The 23,425-nt window shown below is 39.0% G+C and carries 15 protein-coding genes; 4 read left to right on the top strand and 11 right to left on the bottom strand.

All coding sequences use genetic code 11. The annotated features are described in order from the left end of the window. Positions 1–12 precede the first annotated feature (12 nt). From G7B20_RS07190 to G7B20_RS07200, 3 genes are all read right to left on the bottom strand, one after another. Positions 13–2,364, bottom strand: a complete 2,352-nt coding sequence (locus G7B20_RS07190) for a TonB-dependent receptor (RefSeq protein ID WP_164109713.1) — start codon at positions 2,362–2,364, stop codon at positions 13–15. A gap of 109 nt (positions 2,365–2,473) precedes the next feature. Beyond that, positions 2,474–3,181, bottom strand: a complete 708-nt coding sequence (locus tag G7B20_RS07195; protein ID WP_164109715.1) for a DUF4198 domain-containing protein — start codon at positions 3,179–3,181, stop codon at positions 2,474–2,476. Between the two features lie 429 nt (positions 3,182–3,610). Further along, complete coding sequence (locus G7B20_RS07200) at positions 3,611–5,725, bottom strand: M3 family metallopeptidase (protein ID WP_164109717.1); 2,115 nt, start codon at positions 5,723–5,725, stop codon at positions 3,611–3,613. Positions 5,726–5,920: 195 nt separating this feature from the next. On the opposite strand from G7B20_RS07200, the gene G7B20_RS07205 reads away from it, so the two are divergent. Together G7B20_RS07205 and G7B20_RS07210 are read left to right on the top strand one after the other, a co-directional pair. Continuing rightward, a complete protein-coding gene (locus tag G7B20_RS07205; protein ID WP_164109719.1) occupies positions 5,921–7,027 on the top strand; it encodes a DUF4407 domain-containing protein in 1,107 nt (368 codons plus the stop codon). A 99-nt stretch (positions 7,028–7,126) separates the two neighbouring features. Beyond that, positions 7,127–7,630, top strand: a complete 504-nt coding sequence (locus G7B20_RS07210) for an ecotin (RefSeq protein WP_164109721.1) — start codon at positions 7,127–7,129, stop codon at positions 7,628–7,630. Between the two features lie 58 nt (positions 7,631–7,688). On the opposite strand, the gene typA is transcribed toward G7B20_RS07210, so the two are convergent. From typA to G7B20_RS07225, 3 genes are all read right to left on the bottom strand, one after another. Continuing rightward, the gene (typA, locus tag G7B20_RS07215; RefSeq protein WP_164109723.1) at positions 7,689–9,488 is read right to left on the bottom strand and encodes a translational GTPase TypA; all 1,800 of its coding nucleotides are present in this window, start codon (positions 9,486–9,488) and stop codon (positions 7,689–7,691) included. 208 nt (positions 9,489–9,696) lie between these two features. Continuing rightward, positions 9,697–10,887, bottom strand: coding sequence for a glycine C-acetyltransferase (gene kbl / locus G7B20_RS07220; RefSeq protein ID WP_164109725.1), 1,191 nt, complete (start codon positions 10,885–10,887; stop codon positions 9,697–9,699). 146 nt (positions 10,888–11,033) lie between these two features. Then, positions 11,034–11,447, bottom strand: coding sequence for a DUF2147 domain-containing protein (locus G7B20_RS07225; RefSeq protein ID WP_164109727.1), 414 nt, complete (start codon positions 11,445–11,447; stop codon positions 11,034–11,036). A 161-nt stretch (positions 11,448–11,608) separates the two neighbouring features. Here G7B20_RS07225 and G7B20_RS07230 point away from each other — a divergent pair, with 161 nt between their 5' ends. Then, complete coding sequence (locus G7B20_RS07230) at positions 11,609–11,956, top strand: phage holin family protein (protein WP_164109729.1); 348 nt, start codon at positions 11,609–11,611, stop codon at positions 11,954–11,956. Positions 11,957–12,166: 210 nt separating this feature from the next. Here G7B20_RS07230 and G7B20_RS07235 read toward each other — a convergent pair whose 3' ends face one another. The 3 genes from G7B20_RS07235 to G7B20_RS07245 all read right to left on the bottom strand — a co-directional run bounded on the left by G7B20_RS07235 (position 12,167) and on the right by G7B20_RS07245 (position 17,475). Next, positions 12,167–13,522, bottom strand: a complete 1,356-nt coding sequence (locus tag G7B20_RS07235) for a PepSY-associated TM helix domain-containing protein (RefSeq protein ID WP_164109732.1) — start codon at positions 13,520–13,522, stop codon at positions 12,167–12,169. Positions 13,523–13,621: 99 nt separating this feature from the next. Next, complete coding sequence (locus G7B20_RS07240; protein WP_164109734.1) at positions 13,622–15,001, bottom strand: hypothetical protein; 1,380 nt, start codon at positions 14,999–15,001, stop codon at positions 13,622–13,624. A 14-nt stretch (positions 15,002–15,015) separates the two neighbouring features. Then, complete coding sequence (locus G7B20_RS07245; protein WP_164109736.1) at positions 15,016–17,475, bottom strand: TonB-dependent receptor domain-containing protein; 2,460 nt, start codon at positions 17,473–17,475, stop codon at positions 15,016–15,018. An 89-nt stretch (positions 17,476–17,564) separates the two neighbouring features. Here G7B20_RS07245 and G7B20_RS07250 point away from each other — a divergent pair, with 89 nt between their 5' ends. Continuing rightward, complete coding sequence (locus G7B20_RS07250; RefSeq protein WP_164109738.1) at positions 17,565–18,518, top strand: helix-turn-helix transcriptional regulator; 954 nt, start codon at positions 17,565–17,567, stop codon at positions 18,516–18,518. Positions 18,519–18,575: 57 nt separating this feature from the next. Here G7B20_RS07250 and G7B20_RS07255 read toward each other — a convergent pair whose 3' ends face one another. Together G7B20_RS07255 and nagB are read right to left on the bottom strand one after the other, a co-directional pair. Beyond that, the gene (locus tag G7B20_RS07255; protein ID WP_164109740.1) at positions 18,576–21,044 is read right to left on the bottom strand and encodes a TonB-dependent siderophore receptor; all 2,469 of its coding nucleotides are present in this window, start codon (positions 21,042–21,044) and stop codon (positions 18,576–18,578) included. A gap of 217 nt (positions 21,045–21,261) precedes the next feature. Further along, positions 21,262–23,184 carry a glucosamine-6-phosphate deaminase gene (gene nagB, locus G7B20_RS07260; protein WP_164109742.1) on the bottom strand — a complete coding sequence of 641 codons (1,923 nt, stop codon included), beginning with the start codon at positions 23,182–23,184 and terminating at the stop codon, positions 21,262–21,264. Between the last annotated feature and the right edge of the window lie 241 nt (positions 23,185–23,425).

Below are 23,425 nucleotides of genomic sequence, written 5' to 3' on the forward strand. Positions count from 1 at the left end.
TTCAGTTTCTAACTATTTATGGTTTTTATTTATAAAGTACCTGAGGTTCAAGTAAAATGCTCTACCCGGCTTTTGTAGGCTAAAATTGTCTACCAATTTTGTATCTGTAATATTTCGCATTTCTAAGCCAATATTATATCGGCCATTAGCGACGCTATAAACCAGATTGACGTCATGGCTAAACTGTGTTGGAAGCCCTCGCTTTTCATCCGTCGCAGAACGCCCCCCTCTACTAGGCCAGTACAACCAGTAATCGTGAACGTAAAGGGTATTATAAGATATGTTGAGTTTGTTATTTGCCGCGCCCATATTGTTAAACGTCATCGTTAAATCTGCATTAGAAAACAAATACGGAATATTGGGCATTTGATCTAAATAGACGGCACTTACATCGGTAAAACCATCTTCGTACTTTTGCATATTCTGCAGATATTGAAACGTCCCATTTACACCAGCAGATAACCAGTTCTTATAAGAATATCTTAACTCGGCATCGGCACCAAAGGTTCTAACCCCTTCTCTGTTATCAGCTATTGTTTTTCCTTGATTTTGATTTAACCGATTGTAGATAAAATCGTGCGCATAACGATAGATTAAACCAGCATTTAGAGAAAAATTATTATAAGAATTTACTTTAAATTGGTACATCGTTCCAACATTGAAATTATTGCTACGTTCTGGTGTTAAACCGGGATTTGCTTCCTGATTCTCTAAATCGCCAAACAATTCGTAGGCTGTTGGTAACCGGTTGGTCAATTCGTAAGATGCCTTTAATTGAAAGTTTGGATTAACATAATATGATCCGGCCAGTCCGTACCCAAGATTACTCTTACTATCTTGGTCATTTATATCCATTACATTCCTTTGGGTTAACATCTTCCCAAACACACTAAGATTCCACAGATTTTCGACAGCATATTGATAGCCAAGTCCAAGAATATTCTTACTGGATTTACTTGGACGCTCGTAGACATTGTTTGTAGGGTTTAACTCATCGGATCCCGTTCTGTTAAATGTTGTAAACACATTATTTAAAGACAGTTGCTGTCTTGGAGAGATGCGAAAAGTAAATGTTCCCGTAACAATCCCTTCATGGTTTTTGCTTTTGTACAATGTTCTGCCGCGCTCACCAGAAGTCGCAGGTAAATCTGCGTTCGTATCTCCAAACCAATCGAAGCGCTTTGCCACAGTGTCAATAGTTTGTTCTGACCCTAAATTAATATTCCCATTAACTACTACATCCAAACCTTTAATCAGATCTCTTTTACTATATTTTAGGGTAGGCATGATGATAGTACCTCTCCGGTGCAAAGCTCCAAAAACCGCCGCCATACGAGCTCCTGTCTGAATTTCTTTATAGTTTTTGCCTAAAGTGATCCCTAGCATCAATCTATCCGCATAAGGCTTATCCACTACACCAATATTCCCAATTATAGTCTCGTTATGGTATTGGTCATTGAACCGCTTTACGGTGGTGGGTTGAGAATAGCCCCCCAATCTATTATCTTCTTTATTAATATCTACTTTATAATTATTGTCCGAATAATTTTGAAAAGCATTTAACTGAAATGTTAAACCTGTCTTATTCGTAAAAGCGGTATTTATTGTTGTTCTGTGTGTGTTAAAAGAGCCATAAGAATACGAAACATCCATATAATTATGAAACCTACTTCCTGTAACAATATTAACGGCACCACCTAAAGCGTCTGACCCCAGCCAAACTGGTACAACCCCCTTATAAACTTCCACACGCTCTGCTAGATTGATTGGAATATTGTTAATTTGAAAAGAGGAACCAAAATTATCCATGGGAACGCCATCCAGAAAAAAACGAACATGACTTCCTGAAAAACCATTAATAGAAAGGTTAAAGTTGGATCCCAAACCTCCGCTTTCTCTCACTCGAACACCTGCAACTCGATCCAATGCTCCAGCAATGTCTAATGTTGTATTGTGCAGTTTAGTCGCATCGATCGCGATTACATTATAAGCCTGACGGTTGACTTCTTGTGTCTTTGTAAGCCCCAATACCTCCACCGTCTCGATATCCTGCTGTCCTACCTGTAACGTGAAATCCAATTGGTTTACAGCCTCTTTCAGATCCATAGTGTCTGTCCAGCGTTTAAATCCCAATGCGGATACAGTGACAACTACCCTTTGCTTTTTTAAGCCTTTGATATGAAAATGTCCATTGCGATCTGTAGTTCCTACCACGCCATCGACTTTTATTGTCGCATTTTGAAGAGATTCATTACCGGATGATTTTACCCTTCCCTTAAGTTCAAATTGTTGTGTCTGTGCTTCAGCATTGAGTATCCATCCAGATATCAATAATAGCAAGACGATGTATTTAAAAAATTGCATTTTTTTACAGTATCTAAAGATGGCTTTCCACCTATAATAATTTTTGCCGTGGCGTTGTGTTCAAAGCATACTGAGCTTGCCGCCCCAGCATCCTTTTTAAAATTATATATTATTGTACGAGGAAACTTGCTGTTGTCCCCTGCCAAGAGTGCTTGTAGGGTTTATTATGCCATTGTCCTGATTCATCTTTATTAAGAGAAGCCTCAAGTACATATCTCCCTTTCCAGATCGCAGGAAAACTTACTTTACCCTGATCATCTGTTCTCAACGTTTTACTCCATCCCTCTTGGCTCATGACCAGTAAATCCGTATTGGGTGACGGCTTACCGTTTTGTAGGACAAAAGCATCTATAATCTGTCCTTCTTCAAATACTTTAGGCTCTGTGTGAATATAGAACGGTAAGTCCTGTGTTTGAACTTTAGGCTGTCCTACCTTAACGAGAACTGCAGAAGAAAATTCGTATTTAGTGGTTCCTCCCAAGTCCATGGCAGGGTGTACAATAGATAATGTGTAAACACCATCTTCTTTGGGAGTAAAGGTTGATTTAAAAAAATCTGTATGAGCTTCCTTGCTTAGTTCTATCCTTTTTTGACTTGGAGTCGTCAAAATAATCTTGAAGGCTTTAACGTCTGAATACCACTTTTCCAGAGATTCAATTTCATGGGTAGCATATTCTCCGTAAAAAATTTTCACTTCGTGTGCAACTCCCTTCGTGGCGAGGGGTTCTGATTCGATCCACAATGCATGTGCAGATGCTGATAAACTAAATAATAACGAACACATCGTTAATAACAGGTAGATAGGATAGTATTTCATAATATATTGAATAGTATTAATTTCTTTTTTATTCAACCGATTACGAAAAGAGTACAAGCTTTTTTTTATATTGCACTTCCTTCCATATTTTACAGTATCGGGGGCGATCTCCCTCTTTCAGAGGACAGATCAGCTAATATCAGTTGCCGCTGATGTTAGATTTTGCGTCATGCAGAGATTGCCGTCTCTAGCATGACGCTCTTTGTTTTTAACCACTATATTTTTTTATTTAGACTCATTAAAAACAATAGCAAATATAGGAGGTTTAATCTTGTATTCGCAACAAATACTTTACTTTTTTTAAAATAATTTATCGTTATCATATCCTCCTACACCGATCCGAAAGTCTTAAGGTAGTATATTAATAGAAAAAGGAGCTGCTTGATGTCAAAGCAGCTCCTTTTTCTATTATTTAATGACGGATTAAAATTAGTTCAATCCTCTCTTTTTCATCAAATGTACTGGATCCGGATCTTTTCCTCTAAAGGCTCTATACAATTCAGCCGGATCTCCCGTTCCACCTCTTTCAAGAATATTTTTACGGAAAGATTCTGCGGTTGCTTGATCAAAAAGCCCTTTCTCTTTAAAAGCGGCATACGCATCAGAGTCTAGTACTTCCGCCCAGATGTAGGCATAATAACCAGCTGAATATCCACCAGAGAAAATATGCTGAAAATACGTACTTCTATAACGAGGGATGATAGCATCTATCAAACCTATCTTAACCATTGCCGCTTTCTCAAAAGCGTTCGCATTATCCGTTATTGGGGATGTGGTAGCATGGTAGTTCATATCCAATAAAGAAGCGGAAACATATTCTGTCGTAGCAAATCCTTGGTCGAACGTGCCGGCCTTGTCCATCTTGGCGATCAATGAATCTGGTATAGCTTCTCCTGTTTTATAATGTTTAGCATAGGTCTTTAAAACTTCTGGATCAGCAGCCCAATTTTCCATGATCTGTGAAGGCAATTCTACAAAGTCACGAGACACCGATGTACCTGCCAAGGACTTGTACTTTACATTAGAGAATAATCCATGTAAAGCATGTCCAAATTCATGGAATAAAGTAGTTGCTTCGTCAAATGTCAGCAATGCCGGTTGATCTCCGACAGGCTTCGTAAAATTACAAACGATAGAAATCACAGGTGCAACACGTTTAGAATCTTTCGTTTGCTGGCTACGATATGAAGTCATCCAAGCGCCTCCGCGTTTTGAATCACGTGGAAAAAAATCTGCATACAACAACCCTAAATGTGAACCATCTTTATCTTTCACCTCATAGACTTCAACTTCCTCATGGTAAGTAGGCACATTATTTAAGGCGACAAATGTAATTCCCCATAATTTTGTCGCTGTAGCAAATGCCCCTTCTCGAACGGCGGATAAGCTGAAATAAGGCTTGATTTCCTCTTCATTCAGAGCAAAACGTTTTACACGGATTTTCTCCGCATAATATCTCCAATCATAAGGCGCAACTTTGAAAGTATCTTTTGCAGCATCAATCTCTTTTTGAATATCAGCAGCTTCGACCTTAGCTTTCGCTAAAGCAGGTCCCCAAAGCTTGTTCAACAAGCTATATACGTTTGTTGGGTTTGCGGCCATAGATTCTTCTAAAACATAAGCCGCGTGCGAGGTATATCCTAAAAGCTTAGCTTTTTCCAAACGTAAATTGGCAATTTTTATCAAAGATTCTTTATTGTCATTATCGTTACCATTATTGCCACGCAATTGGTATGCATTCCAAATCTGCTTACGTAATTCTCTGTTATCCGCATATTGCAAAAATGGCATTACAGAAGGGTTTGAAAGCGTGAAAACCCATTTCCCCTCTTTACCTTTCGTCTTAGCTACATCCGCTGCTGCAGCTATCAGACCATCCGATAATCCTGCTAAATCTTCCTTTTTGTCAACGACCAACTCATAAGCGTTGGTTTCAGCTAATAAGTTTTGACCATACTCTGTAGTCAATACAGAAAGATCTGCGTTAATTTTTTTTAACTTCTCTTTATCTGTATCGCTTAGATTGGCTCCTGAACGAACAAAACCTTTATAAGTTTCTTCCAACAATTTTTTATCCTCTGCATCAAGACCTAAAGCATCTTTCTTTGCATACACTGACTTGACCTTAGCAAACAGCTTAGCATTGAGCTGTATCTCATCACTATGTGCCGAGATAAGTGGGGCAAGATCCTTAGCGATTGCCTGTATAGTATCATTTGTATTTGCAGAATTCAGATTATAAAATACCGTGGAAACGTTCCCTAATAAGGATCCCGCATTCTCCAAGGCAACTATCGTGTTTATAAAGTTCGGCTCTTCTGTATTATTAACAATGCTATCGATCTCTAAATTGTGCTTTTTTAGAGCCTCTTCAAAAGCAGGGCGAAAATGTACATCTTTTATCTTATCAAAAGGGGGAACATTAAATGGCGTATCGTAAGCCGCCAATAATGGGTTATCAGAATTCGTCATTTTTTCTTCGTTATTACATCCTACAAACATAGAGGCAACAACTAAAAATGGAATGAAGCTTTTTTTACTCATTTCAATCTATTTATTTTTCATCTAATTTTTTCCGTTCCAATAATTTAGGAGGGGCGTATGCAAACTTAGATAAATTTCATGACAAATTCTTCCTTCACCGCTTATTTACCAATGTTCACCGAAAATATCTAAAAAGATTCAGGTCTCCTCCTTACTTTTGCGCTTAGATGGTTCAGCCGTCTCAAATTTAACAGAATGAGTACATTAAAACATTTTTTTTGGTGGTGCGCAGGGGTTCATAAAGAAACATTATCTCGATTTCCCGAAGAACATAGCAAATACGTCAGTATCGGTGCGACCATTTTCTTTACGGGGCTTTTTGCAAGTTTAGCAGGAGGTTATGCCCTTTACTTTGTGTTCAGTGGCACCCAGTTTGCCTTACTTTATGCCTTGTTATTTGGAGCGATATGGGGATTAGCCATATTTAATCTCGATCGTTATATCGTATTGAGTCTGGATAAATCAGGAAGTACATTCAAACAACTATTACAGGCATTGCCACGTATTCTCCTTGCTATCTTGATCGGGATAGTCATTTCCCGTCCCTTAGAGCTTAAAGTCTTTGATAAAGAAATAAAAGAACATCTACGTGTCGAATTCTTAAAACAACAACACGCAAGCATAGATACGCTAAACCGAACTTTTGAAAGCAAGTATCTTGTCGAGTATGGGCAATTGCGAAGTTTAAAAGCGCAAGCAGATTCTCTAGAATCAACGCTAAAAATAGCGAGACAGCAGCTCAATCACGAGATCTTTGGCACCAAAACAACCGAAACATCAGGTGTCTTAGGTTACGGCCCTTACGCTAAAATGAAAGAAGAAAATCTAAAAAAAGAAGCGATTCTTTTAGACACGCTAAGGAATAGAATCCAAAACAAAGAGAGTCAACTATTAGCGAGAAAAGAGAAAGAAGGACTACTTGATCAATCCATACTATCGGCAAAAAGTTTAGATAGCGCTGTGAATGTAGCAGGTTTTGCCGACAGAAATGCTGCTTTAGCCAACCTCCATAAAAATCCGGACGGGACAGAAGAAAGCTCTACAAAGTATGCCGTTATCTTTATAGCAATGCTATTTATCTTCTTTGAATGCTTACCTGTTTTTGTCAAGTTAATGAGTGCTAGAGACACCTATGACACGGCAATACATGATCAGCGTACAATACATTTCTTTGAATCATCCTCTAACGTCGATGTAGAAAAAAATGCCCTAAACAAACTCGTCCCACAACGAACAGACATTGCCATTCAAAAGCGATTGGATAAGCTCACGCAAGATTATGAAAATTCAAAACAGACTTAAGTGATAAAAACAAAATAGTTGTTTATTAAACCTTTTTCCCTTTTTGGAATCATATTTGGTACAGATACAAGAGATATTAATTAAAACAAACAACAGAAAATGAACAAACAACTATCTAAAATCTTTACCCTTTTATTTGGACTCTTAAGTTTAACGACGATAACTATGGCACAATCTGTATTAAAACAAAGCACAGATATATTTCCTACTCCTGAAAAAGGATATAAGAAAATGATTATTGAAGTCCCTCATTCCAAAAGCGACGATAGTAAAAAAATAGAATTCACTGTCGGAAAATGGATGGAAGTAGATGGCTGTAATCACTTCTCTCTACAAGGAAAACTTGAGAAAAAAGACCTACAGGGTTGGGGCTATGATTATTATGTATTTACAACCAATGGTCAGGTAGCGTCGACACAAATGGCTTGTCCTGGGGCTCCTAATCGTCATCTTTTTGTTTCAGCTCAGCCCGAAATGACACGTTACAATGGTAAGTTACCTATAGTAATTTATGTCCCAGAGGAATATGAAGTGCAGTTCAAAATCTATAAAGCAGAAGAAGATGTATACGTTGCAGCAGAGGAGCGCGTAAAGCAGAAATAGAAAGAAAAACTATCTATATAAAAAAAGGCCGGTCAAATTGACCGGCCTTTTTTTGTTATTAAGATTTTTTATTCACTTTACGTTCACCTTCTGTTAAGTGGATTTTACGTAAGCGGATAGACTGTGGAGTTACCTCGATATACTCGTCACCTTGAATATACTCCATTGACTCCTCCAAAGAAAACTTGATTGCAGGTGCGATACGAGTGTTATCATCTGTACCCGAAGCACGCATGTTTGTCAATTGTTTAGCCTTAACGATATTGATTGTTAAATCATTATCACGGATATGCTCTCCTAGGATCTGTCCTTCATAAATGTCCACTCCTGGATCAACGAAGAATTTACCACGATCTTGTAACTTATCAATAGAGTAAGCCGTTGTAGTACCTTTATCCAAAGAGATCAATACACCATGTAAACGTCCAGGAATTGTTCCTTTCCAAGGCTCATAACCCTTCAGACGATGTGCCATTACAGCTTCACCGGCCGTAGCAGTCAATATATTGTTACGCAAGCCGATGATACCACGCGAAGGAATTTCAAATTCCAAGTGTTGCATTTCACCTTTAGCTTCCATAATCAATAACTCTCCTTTACGCTGTGTTACCAATTCGATTACTTTTCCCGAAACTTCGGCCGGCACGTCAACAACCAATACTTCGATCGGCTCACACTTCTTACCATCAATTTCTTTTACTATAACCTGAGGCTGTCCTACCTGCAATTCATAACCTTCACGACGCATTGTCTCGATCAATACAGACAAATGGAGAATACCACGTCCGTACACTAACCAAGCATCAGGAGACTCGGTAGGAACTACACGCAAAGCCAAATTCTTCTCTAACTCTTTTTGTAAACGGTCATGGATGTGACGAGAAGTAACTAATTTACCTTCTTTACCAAAGAAAGGGGAGTTATTAATCGTAAACAACATGTTCATTGTAGGCTCATCGATTTGAATAACCTCCAATTGCTCTGGATTTTCGAAATCAGCGATGGTATCACCAATATCAAAGCCATCTATACCTACTACAGCACAGATATCGCCCGCTTTAACCTCTGAAACTTTAAGTCTACCTAGGCCTTCAAATATCTGAAGTTCTTTAACGCGGGATTTGACAATCTTACCATCACGTTTCACCAATGAAATGGGTTGATTTTCTTTGATTGTTCCACGTGCGATACGTCCGATAGCGATACGTCCTACGAAAGTTGAGTAATCTAAAGATGTGATTTGCATCTGTAGAGTACCTTCATTTTGAGGAGCAGCAGGAATATGCTCAATAATAGCATCTAACAATGGGCTAAAATCTTCAGATGGTTTTTGCCAGTCTGTAGACATCCATCCTTGTTTAGATGATCCGTATAATACAGGAAATGCCAATTGCTCTTCAGTAGCATCTAAGCTAAAGAATAGGTCAAAAACATTTTCATAAACCTCTTCAGGACGGCAGTTTTCCTTATCCACTTTATTAACAACGACAATAGGTTTTAAACCTAACGCCAAAGCTTTTTGTGTAACAAAACGTGTTTGAGGCATTGGTCCTTCAAAAGCATCCACCAATAATACAACACCATCTGCCATTTTCAAGACACGCTCTACTTCACCACCAAAGTCGGCGTGACCAGGCGTATCAATTACATTGATTTTAATATCTTTGTATTTTACAGATACGTTTTTTGAAACGATTGTGATACCGCGTTCACGCTCTAAATCATTGTTATCTAGAATTAAATCACCTGTACCATCATTATCTCTAAATAGATTTGTGAAGTGTAAGATTTTGTCAACTAACGTTGTTTTCCCGTGATCGACGTGAGCGATAATCGCTATATTTCTAATATTTTGCATCCAGCAAGTAAATTTGTTTTAAATTCAGGGTGCAAAGATAATTATTTTACACCTCAAATTTTAGTATTTTATATTATTATTTTGTTAACCTTCTGATTTCACATTCAAACACTTAAGACTTATTTTCGTCAATAAAGCAAAGAAGGGAGATATCAAGCTCGAGTAGGCACTTTGTCCTGACTTCAGCGCTAACAAATAATTTGATTTCTTACGAAATTACGCCCAATGCTTTCCCTACCTTAGTAAAGGCTGCGATAGCCTTATCCAAATGTGCTCTATCATGTCCAGCAGATATCTGCACCCGAATACGTGCTTTACCTTGCGGTACAACAGGGTAATAGAAACCAATCACATAAATACCTTCATCCAACATCTTAGATGCAAATTCTTGCGCCAACTTTGCATCATAAAGCATAACTGGTACAATTGGGTGAAATCCCGGTTTGATATCAAATCCTGCCGCGGTCATCTGCTCACGGAAATATAACGTATTCGCTTCCAACTTATCGCGCAACTCTGTCGTCTCACTCAACATATCCAACACGGCTACAGACGCTCCTGTAATTGCAGGTGCCAGTGTGTTCGAAAAAAGATACGGTCTAGAACGCTGACGCAACATATCGATAATTTCTTTTCTTCCTGATGTAAATCCTCCGGAAGCTCCACCTAAGGCTTTACCGAGGGTGCCTGTAATGATATCAACACGATCGATCACATTAAATAGCTCGTGCGTACCTCTTCCCGTTTTTCCGATAAAACCAGAACAGTGAGACTCATCGATCATTACAAGTGCTTCATACTTATCCGCTAGGTCACAGATCTTATCCAATGGTGCTACCGATCCATCCATCGAAAAGGCGCCGTCTGTAACGATTATTTTATGGCGAGCACCTGATGCAGCCTGCAATTGAGCTTCCAAATCCGCCATATCACAATTTTTATAACGGAAACGTTGCGCTTTACATAAACGTACGCCATCAATAATCGACGCATGGTTTAATTCATCTGAAATAATGGCGTCCTCAGCCCCAAATAAAGGTTCAAAAACACCTCCATTAGCGTCAAATGCAGCCGCATACAAGATTGTATCCTCTGTACCTAAAAACTTAGATAATTTCTCTTCCAATTCTTTATGTACATCCTGCGTCCCGCAAATAAAACGCACCGAAGACATTCCATAACCGTATTTATCTACAGCGTTCTTTGCCGCTTCGACAACCTTTGGGTGCGAAGACAGTCCCAAATAATTGTTTGCACAAAAGTTGACGACCTCTTGTCCGGTACTTACTTTAATATCTGCTCCTTGAGGGGTTATAATGATACGCTCCTCTTTATAAAGTCCTGCTTCTTTGATAGCAGCCAACTCTTTTTCCAATGCTGGCTTTAACGTTTTGTACATATGAAAAAATTAAAAAATCTGAAAGTTATAATTTTAAAATATCCAAAGCGTTAGGGCCTTAGAACATTTAATTTTAGTCCCAAAGATAGCAGAATTTTACCACACCACATTACGAAATCGTTTGTCTGAATATTATCAAATTTACATTATTTAGTCCGTGTCCAGGTTTCAGACCGTCCAAACATACTAATACCTATGAATCCACGAATATCTAAAGCATTATCACCCTTAAGCTTCATTTTACAACTATAGGTCTTACCACTTTTGGGATCATAAATTTCTCCGCCCTCATAAGAAGTACCTTTTTTTGTGAAGTTGTTAAGAATCACAACACCGTTTAAAGGGCGGGATCTCTTATTTTCATCGGGATTTTTGGTATCTTTTTTTGACTTATCTTTAACGAGATACAGCTTACCAGAAAACTTCCCATTCGATTCATAGATTTCTACCTTCCCCTCTCCACTTGGATTTAACCACATTCCAACAATAGGATCCTTACCCTGCGCATAAGATACGATTGTAAACAATAGCGCTGCAAAAGAAAATAATAAACGTCTCATATTAATTAAGTTTAAAAATATATCTTAAAGATAATACATTTTTTATATGCGTGCATAACAATATCTTGTTAACAGATTATCATAGGCTTACGAATTACACAAAAGTATTGTGTCATTTGGCACCAATTTTGAACATCATTCTACAAAAAACAGGTACTATTATGAGATTCATTATTTCCCTTTTATTGACAGGATTAGTTGTTGCCATTGCAGCGTACGTTATTCCTGGGGTACAGGTTGCTGGCTTTGGGTGGGCCATCGTCACAGGTTTAGTCATTGGCTTTGTAAACGCTATTGTAGGCGGAATATTACGTCTCTTTACTTTTCCACTCAACTGGCTTACGTTTGGTTTAGTTTCTTTCATCATTACAATCCTGATGATTATGTTAAGCGATTCCATCATGGGATCTAAATTTGACGTCGCTGGATTTTGGAACGCGGCACTCTTCGCCATCGTAGTTGCCATAATTGAAATGCTATTGGATAAAGTCATTAACAAAGAGAAGTAAATTTTGATCCATTAAAAAAGCCCTTGTTGGAATTGTCAAGGACTTTAAGGTTAACATAGGAATGGTAATCCTATCTTCTTATAAATGTATAGTCAAAACTACAATAATACCCTATCCTTCGTAAATTTTAAGGGGGGACAAAATAGGGACAAATAAAATAAAGCCCCATCAGATACTCTGATGGGGCTTTATCTACTAAAACACACTAACTTATTTCTTCTTTTTCTTCATTTTATTAATCCATACAATAGTACCGGTCACAGGAAGAGATGTTGCGATGAGGCATGAAATAAAGTATAACAACTTACTAAAAGGCCCATAAATATCTCCAATATGTAATGCCTTTATAGACGCAGCAGCTCTCTCATTAAAAGGCTTATCCCTAAAGACATCTTTCTCTAGCGCTTCACCGGTATATTGGTCTAAAGTCAGTTTATCCCCTGCCGAAGGAGCAAAAAAACCAATCCGATTTTTAGATATGGAGATTGTTCCTGTACTATCTTTCGCAAAATAAATGGTAATATCTCCATCATAAGGCAACAGTTTATTCACCACTAAGATTGTCTCTTCAATACTCAGGGGCTTACTTCCATCTGTAGGAATAGCTGATATTAACTTTGGTTTCTCTTCTTTAGGTGCATCTGGGGATTTATAAGTACCCCAGGTCTTTTGCCATCCAGCGCGGTACCATTCGAAAGACCAAAATGGACCTGTCACTGCCATCAAAAAAAGGATGATACAACTATAAAATCCAAGCGTATTATGCAAATCGTGATTTATACGTTTCCATCTAGCAGACCATTTAATTTTAAGTCCATTTTTCCATCCGCGCATTTTTACTGGAAACCAAATAATCATACCCGAAATAACGCCGATCAAAAACAAGATAGTAGCTGACCCTGTAATCCACGAACCGAGTTTTCTATTTTCGACACCTTCAACAATAGGATTCTCCACTTCGTTCAGTAGTAACCACCTGTGCAGTCCAAACATTGTTTGCATCACTGCAGCAGTCTTTGTCTTCTCATCAGAAGGATCGCCAATCACCTGCCCTGTATAAGGGTTCAAGGCCATCTGATTGGCACGGGGGCCACGTCCCCCTCCTGTTGGAGCTGGTTTCGCTTTTCCGCCATCGGCACCAAGTTCTTTTTTCCCTTCCTCAGACTTATTTCCTTGCCCTTCTTTGACCGCTAAAGCTTTAGCATCTTGTTTTTTAGCTTCAGTAGTTTCTTTTTCTCCCGAATTTTCTTTCCCTTCTTCCTCCTTTTTGGGCTTAGCGTACAAAGCAAAGGTAGTCTTATCCGAGGCGAATGGAACCTTCACCCCAACCAACTTCCCTTTAATATCTGATTTAGCGTGAGCAAGAAGCGTGTCTACATTCAGTTTTGTCCCTTCTGGCTTTATCCTGTAATAATGCGGAATAGCCGCTTCACGGAGTTCGGTATTATAGGTATAAACAGTTCCTGTCGCGCAGACGACAAGCACAATAATACCAGAAATCAAACCACCCCAAAGGTGAATGTCATTAAAGAATTTACGAATCTTAGGCCAAGTGGATGAAGACATAATGTTTTACTTTTTGCAAATGTATATTATTTATTCTTAGTCTAAATAATATAAGCAGAAAGATATACTTTCTGCTTATATTGATTTTCGGGTGGACGACTAGTATGCACCAATGAAACGATGTCCGGTTCCATTTGCCAATTGAGCTCCTTTGGTAGTTTGTCCTGTCTTCCAATTTACAACATACACATTTCCAGACTCACTAACGGGCGTAAGAGGTACGTAAACATAATCCCCAACGACAGCTATACTTTGGTGCTGATCAAAATTCAATTGATCTTCGTAGTCGGTTTTGATCTTTGTTGCAGTCATTGCTTTTAGATCTACAAGTGCTAAATAACCTCCTTTTTTATCCAGATCGTACATAACGAAAGCCTTTCCGTCTTTCAGATACCGCCATGCTTTAATCCCTGCATTACCGGTAACGCCCAAAACCTTCGACAAATCAAACAAATAAGTATTATCATATTCGTTGGTATTCTTGTCGATACGCAATATATGTGGATAACCAGTTGTGTTTACACCTGTCGCTTGATACACATGCCCATCATCACCGATATGCTGCATCATCGTTCTATAACCGTTATTTCCATACTTACTTTTAGCAGACCAAATCAATTTAGGGTTTTTCAACGAAGGATAATCGACCACAATCGTTACTGTTCCTACAATATTTGCTGCATCACTTGGCCAAGTAACAACGTCTACAGTAGATCCTCTCGGCTTTTCAAGCGTCGGTGTTCCTTCCGGATTCACCTTCGATATATTACAGCCAATATATATCTTGTTCTTTGCCTGATTAATGATAGGCATATCGATACGCGTGATTGAGTAGCCTGCGGCGAGTTGTTCAGCTGTAAATGGAACAACAAACTCCGCCGTATTCATAATGCTTGGATTATCTAAGTTTAGTATTGCCACTTTTGCGGTCGACTTTATAGATCCAAAAGTTGCAGTCGGAAACTTACCGGAATAAACAGCTGTATCAGCCGTTATGGTAACCCCAACCCCAACTCCTTCGGCAGATTTCACCCAACGGGGAGCTGTTCCCAATATGATAGCCGCATTAACTTCATTTCCTTCTTTGGTTAAACGGCCTTCACCATTAACTTTGAATTTTTGAAAAATACCGCCATCGGCGCCAGTATACTGAATATCGTAGAGGAATTTTCCATCTGCAGAAGCTTGTATACGCGAAGTGCGCGGAGAATCGAATTTCCACCCTTTATTCGTTGAGAAGATATCAAGATTAAAACTGGGGTCAATCGCCTGATCATGCGTGATGGCATAAGCCAAAGTTCCCCCATTTCCATCACCATCATTCACTCCCTTCATTGCAGCCGTTAGTGTAATCCATCGAGTATCTTGGTTTTCTGGAATAACCGGCTCCGATCCGTTATCATTATCACAGCTTCCTAAAGAAAGTGATGTTACCATAGCTCCCAAAAGAGCGACTCTTAATAAAAGACGTTTTCTCATGATATAGTTGTTTATTAAAATTTACCTATTGTGTAATTCAGTTTAAAATAAATCCCTCTTCCGGGTTTTTGAACACCAAAATTGTCGTACAAAGCCTCATTCGATATGTTTTTGGCGTCAAGGCTAGCGACCAGTTTACTCGAAGGAAAACGGTAGCTCACACCGATGTCGTGGGAAAATTGAGTTGGTGTATACCCCTGCTCGGATGGACGCCAGGCAATATCGTATGCGCCGACAAAGCCGGTGCTGTAATACAGATTCATGATCGATTTTCGTTGGATCAGATTATCAAGCCTATACTGTACATTGGCATTTATTGTGAAATAAGGTTCATTCGGAACCTGTAGATTGTATCGATCGTCCGGTTTACCGGCATCGTCGTATTTACGCTTATACAAAGCATTAAACTTCGAGAAATTAATTACTGCATTTAGCTTATTGGCCCAGACATATACAACCTCAGCCTCAATTCCTCTTGACTGTGTCTTCCCCAAGTTCACGTAGGCCACCGCGGGAAGATCCAAATCTGTTTCGGTAACTATACTATCAACGGTCTGTCGGGTAATTTTATCCTTACCATTCCGCCAAAACACACTGCTGTAAAAGGACACCTTATGTTTCTTAAAATCCAGGCTACCGAACCTGAATCCGACATTATAATTAATATTCTGTTCGGGAGTCAGGTTCAAATTGGGTAATATATTGTTTTCTGTTCGTCCATACATCTGCTCTTCGGTAGGCATGATATAGCCATTTTCCATCGAAGTAATAAGAAAGAGCTTTGGTATAATATTGTACGAGACGGTTGCACCATAACCGATGTTGTCATTAAAAAAATGCTTTGTCATAGGGTTGACGAAATAACTTCCGTCAGCATTGTATGTGGGTTGCGGATCTGTCTGTTTTGTACGGTTTGCAGTATATTTAATCAGTATATTGGTTTGGAGTCTGTCCGAAAAAGTCTGGGCTTCATAATTGGCCGATACAATGTTTTTCATCACCTGGGTAACCGTAACCATATCCTTATTCGTCGGCTTCAACAGATTCGTATCGTCGCGATCTGTCCTTTCCAGTTTATGATTTACCGATATGCGGTGCCCGGGGGCTAAGGTATAGGCCAAATTTGATCGCGTATTGACTATCTTTCTGTCAACTTGAACAATCGAAGGCAGGCCTTGCTGGGCTCCGTTCGGCGACTTCACGACTATCGGGTCTAGGCCGTTCTCAATCATATAATCTGTATGCAATATCACTGGTTTGCCATCCCAGTTATAAAGTGTGGTAACTGTATCTTGAACGTAGGTGCCGCGATTGCTTCGCACTGCATTGATATTTAATGCCAGCCCCTCCACAAAAAGATCACGCTTGATATAATTCAAACTTAACACATGCGCGTCGTATTCTGCAAATCGTCCGACAAAAGGCTGTCCGGTCGTTGTCCCGTGTGGTATTTCATTGTATGTATCAGAGATATTGTACCCTATAAAAAATTGATCCGCCCAAGGGACATCCGTAAACCCGGCTTCAAAGCGTCCACCGATAGATTTATAGGTATTATTAAAACGCTTCGCTCTAAAGTCCCGTGTCAAAATCCCGTTCCGATCCGTATACTTTGCAAATTTACCCCACATTTCATAATTATTGTCTGTGTAGGTATAGAAGCCCGACCCCCGGAAAGACAAACCTGTTTTCTTGTCGCGAAGGCTTATGCTTGCGTCAGCGTTATAGGTATTAAATGATCCGTAAGAAAGTGCAACTGTCGCGTTATTACGTGCAACATCCTTTTTAAGAACCACATTGATGGCGCCCCCAACATAATCTCCTGTCAAATGCGAGGGTAATACGCCTTTGTATACCTCAATACGCTCAATCATCGCTGGAGGAATATTATTCAGATTAAAAGATGATCCATACGTCGACACCTCTATTCCATCTAAAAATAACCCAATTGCACTTCCTGACATCCCATTCAGATTATATTCAACCTGAGACCCCACACCCCCATTCTGGCGAACCCGTACGCCTACCGCACGATCCAATAACTCATTCGTCGTCAGATTTCGTAATGAAGCTTCTTTTGTCTCTATGATAGCAACGGCAAATCCCGATGTTTCGATCTTACGTTTTACGGTATTACGGGTTACCTTTACCTCATCAAGAGAGACATCTCCCTTCGTGCTGACATGGATATGTAATTCGGGATAGTTTTTATTGACATTTAGACGTAATGCCTTTGGTTCTATTTCTACGGAAGATATTGACAATACATATTTTCCCTTGGGTACCTTTGGAAACGAATAATAGCCCGCTTCATTACTGATAGCCATAAGAGAGGTACCGTCAATCCTAATGGTAACATGCGATATTGGGGCTCCTTCTTCTTCGTGTACTTTACCCTTTATTGAAAATGAAGATTGACCAAATGCACAGATCGAAAGGGAAAGAAAAAGAACAGCAAGATAAATTTGTTTCATTATCTCAGATTATTACTTTAATTTTGTCTTTAGAACAAGTCTAAATAAAATATTGATGCCACAAATCTAGAACTATTCTAAACAAGAAAATGACGGAATCAGAAAAAAAAACTTCAAATTCAGAAATAGAAAAGCAGGATCTTACCGCATCCGCACCGTTTTCGCTGACGACCGTGTCACTCAATATGCATTATGCCGTGCTTTTTGATAGTCGTTCGCAACATTTGTGCAGTCCGATCGATGGCTTTCTGAATATCCTTTTTCCGGCGACCGACAACACATGCATCTGTCCATATTTCCTAAAACAGCAATCCTATGTAATCCGGGGAGGAGAGAATATAATTCATCCTATAAAAAAGGGCGAAATATTGGAGTGGAAAAACATCTATAAGGATAACCTCGCGATAGCACTCTTCGTGTCAGATGAAGTCCTGGACGATTTTAAGGTAAAATTTCAAGAAAATAATCTTCGGTTTAAAAATGGTCTATTAACAGGTAGTGACAATCGAATCCGCTTGCTTATTACCCAGGCCTTAGAATACATGACCCATGACAGTTATTTGAATCGCTTACGCGTACAAGCCCTATTAATCGAAATTTTAGTGCATCAGATCGAAGGGCTCTATGCAGAAAATGAACGGCATGAAGTCATCCCGAATAAGAATCATTACGATAAAATACTACTGGCCAAGAATATTATTCATCGGGATTTTTCAAAAAATTATACCATCCCCGAACTGGCCAAACATGTAGGTACGAACGAACAATATCTCAAAACACATTTTAAGCAATACTTTGGCAAAACTGTGATGAACTATATCACCGAAAAGAAGATGGAACACGCCAAAGAGCTTATCTTAACTGGAGATTACCGTGTGTCTGACGTCGCACGAATGACTGGATATAAACATTCAACCCACTTTACTTCTGCATTCAAAAAGTACTTTGGCTTTATCCCTAACTCTTTAAAATACACTTTTCTAATCGCCAATGAAGGCGCTCAGTTACTCGCTGATCTTGAAGGGATACTGCCCTTATTATAAAAGAAAATCCTGCATCAGGTGATGCAGGATTTTCTTTTATAGTTTTTTATGCCTTGATTAAAACTTATAATTCAAAGTCGTCATGAAATTCCGTGGCGGAATCGGATTCACCGAGTAATTCTCATGAATGAAATAACTTAATTCATTGGTAACGTTAGCTACCTTTGCCAATAAACTTAAACGACCGATTGTATAGCCTAGAGACAAGTCTAGCGTCGTAAAAGGATCTACAGGTACCAAACGATTCATCCCATCTCTAACGTTTATTTTACTGTTATTCCAGCCAGCGTTACGTTTTCCGGTGTAAAATGCAGAAAACCCTACCTTTAATCCTTTAATGCTACCATTTTGTACAGTATAGAATACAGTAGCATTACCCGTATTTGCTGTGCTACCTACCATTCTTACCCCTTCTTCGTTGCCAGAAGTTTCTACAACTTGGCCTTTATCATTCGTATACTTTATGATATCAAGCGTCTTTGTAAATCGTCTGAAATTGTAGGCATACCCTGCCATAATATCCAACCCTGGTAGTATACGTCCTGTAATATCCAACTCAACTCCATCCGACATGGATTCTCCTGTAAACTCCTTCATACTCGGATCCCCATTAGCATTACCATTAGCGTCAAAAAGAGCTTGTTGGGCAGTATTGTTATTGATGATTCTATACGCAGTTAGATTCGTCGTTAAACGCCCTTTTAAAAATTCGTTCTTAATACCCGCTTCATAGTGATCTTCCAAAGTTGGTCCCATAGGCTTGTAATTAATATCATAACCTGTATTTGCGATAAAACTATTAGCATAGCTTACATAAAAGCCTAATTGTTCTGTAGGTTGATAAATTAGTGCAAATTTAGGCGACCAGGCCTTATCTTCTTTTTCCCCTAACTCATTTCCCTTAATATCCAAATTTTTAACTTCTTCTTTTACACCTGTTTTATAGATATATTTATCTGCATATGGAGTTCGCTGATAGGTGTAGCGAATACCTGCCAATACTTTGAACTGAGACGTAAGTGATATTAAATCTTGAATAAATGTACCATAACGATAAACGTCTGTCTTAGTCCAAGCATTCTTTGCCGTATTTGGAATATCCATGCGCATGCCTGCAGCGTAAGGGTCAAATACATTAATACTATCATAAAATGTAGTTAGTTTAGATGGATTTTTTAAATCCGCATAAATATCATAGGCGTAGGCCTTGGTAGAAGCTTGATCGGCATCAGCTCCAAACAACAACTGGTGTTTAATACCGCCAGTATTAAACTTTCCAGTTAAATTAAGTTGCTGATTCATCGTAAACTCTTCTGTTTGCCTACGGCTTAGTGACCGGGGAGCAAGTCCTTGAGCATTTGCTTGCAATCGTTCGGATCCGTAATAGTTTCTATTGTAATTCTGCAGACTAGCGATTGCAGATATTTTCCAATTGTCATTAAAATTATGATCCAATGCGGCCTGACCATTTGTTGAGTTGGTATTATTGAAGGCTCCATTTACATTTAAAAAGGTATTTCGTCCTACTGCATTGTTCAATTTACCTTCTATAGATCCTATTCCAAAGTCTGGTGTATAATCTGATTTTAAATAATCAAAATTAATATTCAATTCAGTACGATCAGATATTTTGTAAAGCACTGATGGGTTGACATACACTCGATTTGACTTCACAACATCACGATAACTATTTGCAGAGCTTCCTGTTCCAATAAAACGAAATGCAACTTTATTAGATAATGGTCCATACACATCCAAGGTAGGTTTATAGGTATCCCAGCTACCATAGCGCATAGACACCTCTCCTCCCAACTCGAACTTTGGCTTCTTTGTTGTCATATTGACTACAGCCCCACCTGTAACTCCACCATACAACAGGGCTGCTGTACCTTTAAGAATCTCAACAGATTCTAACGTACTAGCCTCAATTTGCCCTTCGTTATTTGTACGAGCACCATTTTTAAACATGTTATTTGCGCCCATACTGTAGCCCCTTGCATAGAAGTTTTCATTAACTCCACCACGATTGGCTCCTAAAGCTATACCGTTGGCATTTTTTAATGCATCAGCAAGTGTATTAATCTGTTGGTCTTTGATGACCTGTGCATTGATAATCTGAACAGATTGAGGTAAATCCCTATCCAAGATACCAGACTTCGCAACGCCGACAGTTTTAGTATTAACAGAGTTATACCCCGTTATATCTACTTGATCAATAGCGTGATCCGCTTTGTGTAGTATAATTTCTTCTAACAATGTCTGATTACCCTTTGGAGCAACCTTTATCCGGTCTCTTTGAAAACCGACTCCTCCTAACAAGACTTCGAAAGGCCCTTTTTGATCTATATACAGCTGAAACGCTCCATTGACATCAGTCTTGGTAGATTTACTGCCCACCGATACACTGATATCCGAAATAGATTGCCCTTTGGAGTCAACGACCTTACCTTTTACGGTGGTCTGTGCATGAGCCAACGAAGAGATTCCTATGGTACCCATTAATGCGAAAAACAGTTTTGCCTTCATTCGTTATTTATTTATACTAATTCTAAATTAATCACAAAAATAACGTTAGCACACTGCCTGAAAAAGAAAGAATCGGACAAAAAAATTAATAATCCGAAATTTTCTTCCCTCTCTTATATGATCGATTCTATTCATCAGCTCCAATAACCGCTAAAAGTAAAAGGGCTGATACGCATATGCCTATCAACCCTTCTTATTTAAGATCCGTATTCTATAACTAATTGAATTTCCAACGCACAAAAGCCTCGATAGCTTCGTAGTCCGCCAATCCCAGTTGATGGTACAAATCTGCTGTCTCGCTGGTACGGTCCTCAGCACGCACCCAAAATTCGCGTGGATCATCTCCAGGGAATACCGGCACATCTTTTTGTGATTGATGTTTAAAGATAGCCAGACGCTTACGTTTTACCTCTTGCGGAGAAAGCGGTACTGCCATCTCAATTTCGTGGATAGGATATTCATGCCAAGCTCCACGGTACAACCACAGCCAGCAATCTTTAGTCCACTCGTCAGTCTTACGAAGGCGTAATAATGCTTCCAAAATAATATCAAAACAAACTCTGTGCGTTCCATGTGGATCAGCAAAATCACCTGCCGCGAAAACCTGATGTGGTTTCACTTGGCGAAGTAACTCCATCGTCTGCAAAATATCGTCCTCGAAAGACACTTCTTTAGCAAACTTAGTCCTATCGTAGAACGGTAAATTTTGAAAGTGAATATTTTCATCTGGTAGACCAACAAAACGAGCTCCCGCGATCGCTTCTCCTTTACGGATTAAACCTTTGACATTCCGGATGATTTCTGGATCAACTTGATTCGGTTTCTTCGTTTTGAAAAACTCCCGTGCTTCCGCATATATTTTACTTGTTATCCCCTTATCGTCGTCGATTGCTACAGCAAAATCCTGTACAAACTCCAAGTAGCGAAGCACATCGTCATCCCATACCGCAGTATTGCCTGATGTCTGGTAAGCTACGTGCACATTGTGCCCTTGATCAGCAAGACGAATAAAAGTCCCTCCCATAGAAATGACATCATCATCAGGATGCGGAGAAAACAAAATCACATTCTTACGTGCAGGTTCTGCGCGTTCTGGGCGGTTGCTATCGTCTACATTTGGCTTTCCTCCTGGCCATCCCGTAATCGTACGCTGCAACTCATTGAAGATTTTGATATTGATATTATAAGCCGGTCCCTGCTCTGTTACCAGTTCAGCCATACCATTATTATTATAATCGTCATCTGTAAGCTTTAAAATCGCCTTATTTAATTTTAAAGATAACCAAACGACAGCCTTCTTCGTTAATGATTCAGTCCAAGCCACATCGTGCGCTAACCATGGTGTATCAAAACGTGTCAACAAAGAAGCAGCATCCTCATCAAGAATAAACTCTACATTATCAGACAACTGTAAATAAGTAGCTGGAATCTCTGGAGAAATCTCTCCCTCGATTGCTTTCTTTACAATCTCCGCTTTCTTTTCATTCCAAGCCATCAGGATGATCTCCTTAGCCTTAAAAATGGTACCTACTCCCATAGTGATCGCTTTAGTAGGTACGTATTCTTTACCACCAAAGTCGCGCGAAGCATCGCGTCGTGTCAAATCATCTAAAGTCACTAAACGTGTACCCGAATTAGGTGCTGAACCGGGCTCATTAAAACCAATATGACCAGTACGACCGATACCTAAAATCTGAATATCTAAACCGCCTAATTCCGAGATCTTCTGTTCATAAGCCTCACAATAAGCTTGCACCTGACTAATATCTATCGTACCATCTGGAATGTTAATGTTTTCTTTTGGAATATCAACCAGATCGAAAAGGTTCTTCTTCATGAAGGTTACGTAACTCTGATCTGCTGTAGGTTGCATTGGAAAGTATTCATCCAAATTGAATGTAACCACATTCTGAAAGCTCAATCCTTCTTCTTTGTGTAGTCGAACAAGTTCTTTATAAACTTTAACAGGTGTTGCTCCTGTTGCCAGACCTAATACAGCTTTTTCGCCTTTTGCTTGCTTTTCTTTAATTAATGAAGCGATACGATTTGCAACATGAATAGAAGCAGCACTTTGACTTGCATGTACAGATACAGGCACCTTTTCAAAGCGTGTTTCCTCTAATAAATTTAATCTTGCCATTTATGAGGTAATAAATATGATAAATCGTGAATAGCAAATTTAATAATAATATGAGCTTTTCGTAAATAAAAGTGCAATTAAAAAATAATTTTAAAATCATTTTGACATGCAAACCATTGCATAAGCCTATAAAATCACTAGATATTAGTGAAGCGTGGAGTAAATCAATCAGATACACGTCATAAAAAAAATCATTTTGTACTTCAGCGCTTACGAATACTATTCATTTTAGTTAAATTTG

The sequence above is a fragment of the Sphingobacterium sp. xlx-96 genome (genome assembly GCF_011007365.1).
GTDB classification, from domain to species: domain Bacteria; phylum Bacteroidota; class Bacteroidia; order Sphingobacteriales; family Sphingobacteriaceae; genus Sphingobacterium; species Sphingobacterium luzhongxinii.

Coding starts and splice junctions, on each gene's coding strand:
- G7B20_RS07190 (WP_164109713.1), bottom strand. CDS start 2,364: ATGCAATTTTTTAAATACATCGTCTTGCTATTATTGATATCTGGATGG.
- G7B20_RS07195 (WP_164109715.1), bottom strand. CDS start 3,181: ATGAAATACTATCCTATCTACCTGTTATTAACGATGTGTTCGTTATTA.
- G7B20_RS07200 (WP_164109717.1), bottom strand. CDS start 5,725: ATGAGTAAAAAAAGCTTCATTCCATTTTTAGTTGTTGCCTCTATGTTT.
- G7B20_RS07205 (WP_164109719.1), top strand. CDS start 5,921: ATGAGTACATTAAAACATTTTTTTTGGTGGTGCGCAGGGGTTCATAAA.
- G7B20_RS07210 (WP_164109721.1), top strand. CDS start 7,127: ATGAACAAACAACTATCTAAAATCTTTACCCTTTTATTTGGACTCTTA.
- typA (WP_164109723.1), bottom strand. CDS start 9,488: ATGCAAAATATTAGAAATATAGCGATTATCGCTCACGTCGATCACGGG.
- kbl (WP_164109725.1), bottom strand. CDS start 10,887: ATGTACAAAACGTTAAAGCCAGCATTGGAAAAAGAGTTGGCTGCTATC.
- G7B20_RS07225 (WP_164109727.1), bottom strand. CDS start 11,447: ATGAGACGTTTATTATTTTCTTTTGCAGCGCTATTGTTTACAATCGTA.
- G7B20_RS07230 (WP_164109729.1), top strand. CDS start 11,609: ATGAGATTCATTATTTCCCTTTTATTGACAGGATTAGTTGTTGCCATT.
- G7B20_RS07235 (WP_164109732.1), bottom strand. CDS start 13,522: ATGTCTTCATCCACTTGGCCTAAGATTCGTAAATTCTTTAATGACATT.
- G7B20_RS07240 (WP_164109734.1), bottom strand. CDS start 15,001: ATGAGAAAACGTCTTTTATTAAGAGTCGCTCTTTTGGGAGCTATGGTA.
- G7B20_RS07245 (WP_164109736.1), bottom strand. CDS start 17,475: ATGAAACAAATTTATCTTGCTGTTCTTTTTCTTTCCCTTTCGATCTGT.
- G7B20_RS07250 (WP_164109738.1), top strand. CDS start 17,565: ATGACGGAATCAGAAAAAAAAACTTCAAATTCAGAAATAGAAAAGCAG.
- G7B20_RS07255 (WP_164109740.1), bottom strand. CDS start 21,044: ATGAAGGCAAAACTGTTTTTCGCATTAATGGGTACCATAGGAATCTCT.
- nagB (WP_164109742.1), bottom strand. CDS start 23,184: ATGGCAAGATTAAATTTATTAGAGGAAACACGCTTTGAAAAGGTGCCT.